This is a genomic window from Pelomicrobium sp. G1, assembly GCF_051905455.1.
Taxonomy (GTDB): domain Bacteria; phylum Pseudomonadota; class Gammaproteobacteria; order Burkholderiales; family UBA6910; genus Pelomicrobium.
Window position 1 is genome coordinate 1 of record NZ_JBQACR010000334.1, and the last position, 277, is coordinate 277.

The window sequence follows — 277 nt, forward strand, 5'->3', positions numbered from 1 at the left end:
TGCCGAGCCCGGGCTTGCGATCCTCGCGCGCGGGTATCTCGTCGTCGGTCATCGGCGCCGAGGCCTCCAGCGCCGCCATCAGCCGCGCGCCGATGTCGTTGCCCGCCCAGCTCTGCGAGAGCCCGCGGACCTTGGCGAGGTCGCGCTGCTCCTTGGGCGGATGGCTGGCGACGTCTGCGAGCGTCTCGTCCTTCATGATCCGCCCGCGCGGCAGGTCCTTGCTCTGCGCCTCGCGCTCGCGCCATGCCGCCAGCGCCTTTAGCCGCCCCAGCACGTC

Annotated in this window: 1 protein-coding gene; it reads right to left on the bottom strand. The window is 72.9% G+C overall.

The window, feature by feature from the left end; genetic code table 11:
- A partial coding sequence (locus ACTFO6_RS18740; protein WP_439935870.1) for an HRDC domain-containing protein occupies positions 1-277 on the bottom strand: 277 nt, incomplete at both ends.